The organism is Aquimarina sp. I32.4 (assembly GCF_002924285.1).
GTDB lineage: Bacteria > Bacteroidota > Bacteroidia > Flavobacteriales > Flavobacteriaceae > Aquimarina.
Genome location: NZ_PGUB01000204.1, coordinates 1 through 2,927, shown reverse-complemented (window position 1 = coordinate 2,927; position 2,927 = coordinate 1). Strand labels below are relative to the sequence as shown.

Genomic DNA, 2,927 nt, shown 5'->3' with positions numbered 1-2,927 from the left:
TAGGAGTCCGTATCCCCAAAGGTCAAGGTAAAACCAGACTTTTGGGTATTCCAACAGTAGTAGATAGGTGTTTGCAACAAGCGGTAAGCCAACAACTAATGACAAAGTTCGAATATGATTTTGAATCGTTTAGTTATGGTTTCCGTCCAAAGAAGAACATCCATAAAGCAGTACTACAAGCACAGAGGTACATCAACGATGGATTTCAGGATATTGTAGATATTGATTTAGAAGGATTTTTTGATAAGGTAGATCACAGTATTTTACTACAATTAATTTACAACAAGGTACCATGTCCGATTACCCTTCGATTGATTCGTAAATGGCTACGATCTCCCATTGTTATAGATGGTAGGTTTTATAAACGCCGAAGAGGCATCCCTCAAGGAAGCCCACTAAGTCCATTATTATCTAATATTATGTTAGATGTTTTGGATAAGGAACTGGAAAGACAAGGTCTTCGTTATGTTCGATATGCAGATGATTTTAGTATCTATACAAAATCTAAAAGCAAAGCTAAAGAAGTTGGAAACAGGATTTATGTTTTTCTAAGAGAAAGACTTAAATTACCAATAAACAAGGCAAAAAGCGGTATACGCAGACCTGTGAATTTCGAGTTGCTAGGGCATGGATTTGTGCCGATCTACAAGAAAGGCATAAAAGGACAGTACCAGTTGGTTGTTAGTAAAAGTAGTTGGAATAAATTTAAGCGTAATCTTAAAGGTTTGACCAAGAAAACCAAGCCAATGTCATTAGTCGAGCGATTGGGTAGAATTACCAAAGTCTGTAGAGGATGGATAAACAATTATCGTTTAACCAACAGCTATACCAAGCTAAAAAAGTTAGATGAGTGGCTACGTAATCGGTTACGGTATTGTATTTGGCATGATTGGAAAAAGGTAGAGAGAAAACGTAAGAATCTGATTCGATTAGGGATTAAACATGGACAAGCATATGCTTGGAGTCGAACCCGAATGGGAGGTTGGGCAGTAGCTCAAAGTCCTATACTAGGTACTACCATTACCATATCCAGACTCAAAAGAAAAGGATACGTTCCTATGATTGACTACTTAAATAAGGAGCAAACTTCGATTTGGTGAACCGCCTGTTACGAGACCCGTATGGCAGGTGGTGTGTGAGGTGCACTCCGCTATCTAATGATGGCGGAGCCATCTACACGATTGGCAAACGTTTAGTCACATAGTTTTTCCTTGTCAATAGCTGTATATACTGAATTGTTTGTCATCCAGTCACATAACCGTCACAAAGGGTTTACGCCCAATAAGGTACGTATTTGGAATGCTTTTTAGATTTGTTTTCAGGGTCATAATCTTTAATTTGTCCCGACTTAATTGCTTCAGAAATTATCCTTGAAGCCATAGAGTAATTTTTTTCTTCAATTCCAAATCGTTCTCTTAATGTATTGTTGGTCATATGTTCTCCTGATACATATTTTAAACAAGAGTGTAAGTAACAAGCTCTAATTTTATCCTCTTTGTCCATTTGGCGTAATGTTTTATGAGCATAGATAATTACCCGTGTATAATTATCTCCTTCTATAAATTTAGGAGCAGGTAACTGATAATATTCACATTCAAAAATGACTTTATCGATACCACTTCCTCTTTCTTCACAGATACTTACTCTTCTCATAAAGTGAGCTAATTTTTCATTACGAGATTGTGGATTGTGGTCAATAAATCTCATTGTACTTATTAGAGGTTTTCCTGGGTTGGTTATTTCTACTCTATCTTCAAAAATTTCTACCATTGGAGCAGTTCCTTTTTCACTAAAATCTTGATGGATGATGGCATTTGCAACTAACTCTCTTATAGCTAATTCAGGATACATTTTGACTTCTTTTCTAAAAACCTTTCCTATTTCTTCATTGGATGGTAATTGGTCATTGATATAATTTACTAAACCTTTAAAACCAGAAGCATATCCTTTCTGTCCGAGTTGTTCTTTTTTAGTACGTAATTTATTTTTGCCTTGGTAAATGATAACTCTAATAGCTTTTCTTTCAAGGTTTTCAAACTCATCCAATTTTCTCGCAAAAAGAATAGCACATAAGTTAGTGATGTTGTAGTTATTACCTTCTTTGGTAATTAACTTTTCTTGTTGAAGTTTTTCAAATATTGCATCTCTATTTTCAGGAAGAGGAGTGTTAGTTAACTCAAAATATGATGGGTAATCTATTAATTTTAAAACTTCATCAGGGTTTAAATTATAGACTGCAATTTCTTTTTCAAAACTTTCTGTAGGGCTCTTTGTCCATATAGACCTCTCTTTCTCTGGGTAATCATCTAATTTTTTTTTAGAAGAACCAATTCTAATATATGGAATTCCTTTAAATTTAACAGGAGTGTTTTGTGTAGCCTTAATTTTTACAATGACTACATTTTCACCTTCTACTTCAAATTCGTAAAAATTAAAATTTATTCTTGGTTCCAATAGGCGAGCAAGCCAAGGTATTAAATCTTCATTTCCTTTCCCTTTTTGATTAGAAGAGAAAGTGGTACCTATTATTCTGTGAGTTTTATCATCAATTCCGAATACAATATATCCAAAATCTTTATCGTGTACACAAGCCGAATTTGATAAAGCAGAAATGTATTCCCCTATTTCGTTTCCATTATTTACCTTAAATTCAACCCATTCTGTTTCATTCACTAAAGAACGTAGTTCACTTAATAGTATTTTTAATTCATTTTCACCCATAATCACATAAATAATAATTTCAAACACCTTTGTTGTCAAGGGTTTAGACTGATAAGTGTTCGCTTAGTCACATAACAGTCACATAAGACAAATGTAATGAAATTATTTAATTACGAGGTGTTTTTTTAATCTCGACTAACGTCAAATTTAATTAATGAAAATCAAGATGTTGAAAAGTCTAGATCTTCGGGTTTGATATCAAATTT

At 34.0% G+C, this 2,927-nt stretch carries 2 protein-coding genes; one reads left to right on the top strand and one right to left on the bottom strand.

The window, feature by feature from the left end; translation table 11 throughout:
- The coding region (gene ltrA / locus CVD18_RS21880; protein ID WP_103867581.1) for a group II intron reverse transcriptase/maturase at nt 1-1,100 on the top strand (1,100 nt) is incomplete at its 5' end.
- A gap of 172 nt (nt 1,101-1,272) precedes the next feature.
- Here the strand turns inward: ltrA and CVD18_RS21875 are convergent.
- On the bottom strand, nt 1,273-2,748 hold the full coding sequence (locus CVD18_RS21875) for an ATP-binding protein (protein ID WP_233194619.1): 1,476 nt from the start codon (nt 2,746-2,748) through the stop codon (nt 1,273-1,275).
- Nucleotides 2,749-2,927: the final 179 nt, after the last annotated feature.